The organism is Mesorhizobium tamadayense, assembly GCF_003863365.1.
Lineage (GTDB): Bacteria > Pseudomonadota > Alphaproteobacteria > Rhizobiales > Rhizobiaceae > Mesorhizobium > Mesorhizobium tamadayense.
The window spans coordinates 1-1,953 of the sequence record NZ_RQXT01000136.1; the positions used below are offsets into that span (position 1 = coordinate 1).

1 protein-coding gene is annotated in these 1,953 nt (G+C 64.8%); it reads right to left on the bottom strand.

Annotation, left to right across the window (positions count from 1 at the left end; genetic code table 11):
* Positions 1-70: 70 nt before the first annotated feature.
* Positions 71-1,831 (bottom strand): IS1634 family transposase, encoded by a 1,761-nt coding sequence (locus EH240_RS36775; RefSeq protein ID WP_125007217.1) that lies wholly within the window; start codon positions 1,829-1,831, stop codon positions 71-73.
* Positions 1,832-1,953: the final 122 nt, after the last annotated feature.

Consider the following 1,953-nt stretch of genomic DNA (forward strand, 5'->3'; position numbering starts at 1 on the left):
CCGAAGTTTTCATTTGTGAGTTTGGCAAGTGCTTGATCCGACTCGGCAATCTTGCCGTCGGGGTTTTCGGTTACTGGACACGTGACGGGTCGAGGGCGAGCAGCCGGAAGGCGGCCTCCTGCAGCGCGGTTGGTGTGGAATAGAGGGTGAAGCGGTGCTGAGGGCGCGCTGGCACGCGCATGGTGTTGCGGACCAGCGTACCGAGGTGAACGATGAGGTCGGCGAAGCTCATGACCCGATGGCCGTCGGCCGAGCGCTTGGTGGCTTTCTTGGATTTCACAGCCGCGGACGGTTCGGTGGCGGCGACGGGCGAGCTCCGCTGCGCCCTGGCGGTCGCAAGCTCGGTGTCGTGGAACAGCAGCGGCGCCCAGGCCTGTCGCAGATGCCATTCGACGTGATAGGCGAGCATGCACAGAAAGACATGAGCGCGCACGCGTGGCGCCGTCCAGTGGCGGATCGGCCGGATTTCGAGATCGACGGTCTTCAAGGATCGGAAGGCCCGTTCGACGCGCGACAAATCCTTGTAGGCCTGGACCGTCTCTGCGGCGTCGAGATGCTCGGCCGGCACGCTGGTACGGATGACATAGATGCCGTCGAGGCGAGCCTCTTCTTCGATCTGCCCGATCCGTCGCCGCCAGGTGAGCGCGCCATCGCCGATCTCGACATCGAAGTGCTTGGCCATTTTCTTGCTGTCGAGCACGGCGCCGACCGCCATGCCGATCTCAGCGGCGCTGCGCAAGCGAGACCCTTTGCGCCGGACCCGCGCGTCGATGCGGGCCAGCTCGCGCTCGGTAGCAACCAACAAATCCTCACGCTTGCGCGCGCGTTCGGCGGCAAGGTCGCGATTGCGGCACACGATCAGCCGCTCGCCCGGGAACATGTCGGGGGCGCTGATTTCGGCCAGATCCCGCTCATCGAACAACGACAGCTGCAACGGCCCGTTCTGCGCCGCCAGCGCCTGGATCGCCGGTGCGCGCAGGCAGGTGATCCAATCCAGGCCCGCCGGCTTGAGATCATCGCGGATGCGGGCCGCGGTGACCATTCCCCGATCCCCGACCAGCACCAGGCGGCCGATCCCGAAGCGATCCTTCACCTTCTCGACCTGAGCACTCAGCGTCGATGGATCGGCCGTGTTGCCGTCGAAGACTTCCACCGCGATCGGCAGCCCCTCGCGCGTGCATAACAGCCCGTAGACGATCTGCGGCCGATCGCCCCGGTGATCGCGGCTGTGGCCATAATGCGCCAGCGGACAGCAGCGGCCCTCAAAATAGGATGAGCTGACGTCATAGAGCATCAGCACCCCGTCCTCCAGATGCCGCCGCGCCAGGCCATTCTCGATCCGCGTCTGACGCGCGAGCAGCCAGTCCAGCGCCTCGTAGGCCTCGCGCTCCTTCACCGCGCCCAAGCCCAAAACAGCGCCCAGGCTGGAGGCCGCCGTCTCCTCATCCACCGCCCGCACAAACCCAAGCTTGGAGCGCGGCGCAATCAGCCGGTCGACCATCATCGCAACCACCAGATCGCAATGACGCCGCGATGCCGCATCCTTCGTCGTGCTCAGAATCAGCCGATCCAGCGCTATTGTGCGGATCATCCCAAGCGCCGCTGCCACATGGCCGTGGGGCAGCGAACGCTCGATCTCCAGCTCGTCCGGCCCGGTGCCGATCACCGTCCCGCCCCGCAAGATCGCCTTCAGAGCAGCAATCACATCGCCAGGCAGCTTGCTCAGATTGGCCAAGGTCCGCTTCTGCGCGCGGCCCTGCTCGTCGCGATAGCTCTCCCGCAGCAACACCGCAGGCGGCGAGTTCCGATTCGGTACCGTCTCCACGAACATCACCGAATCGAATCACATCTCAACCGATTTGGAAAGCCCTACATGGACACAAATCGAAAGCAATCTCCGGCCCAAAGCCCCGCGGTTCCTGGACTCCCGCCGTTTTTAGAGCGCAAACTTCG

What these genes read in the sequence shown, in the direction of transcription:
- EH240_RS36775 (WP_125007217.1), bottom strand. Translation starts at nt 1,831, where the DNA reads ATGTTCGTGGAGACGGTACCGAATCGGAACTCGCCGCCTGCGGTGTTG.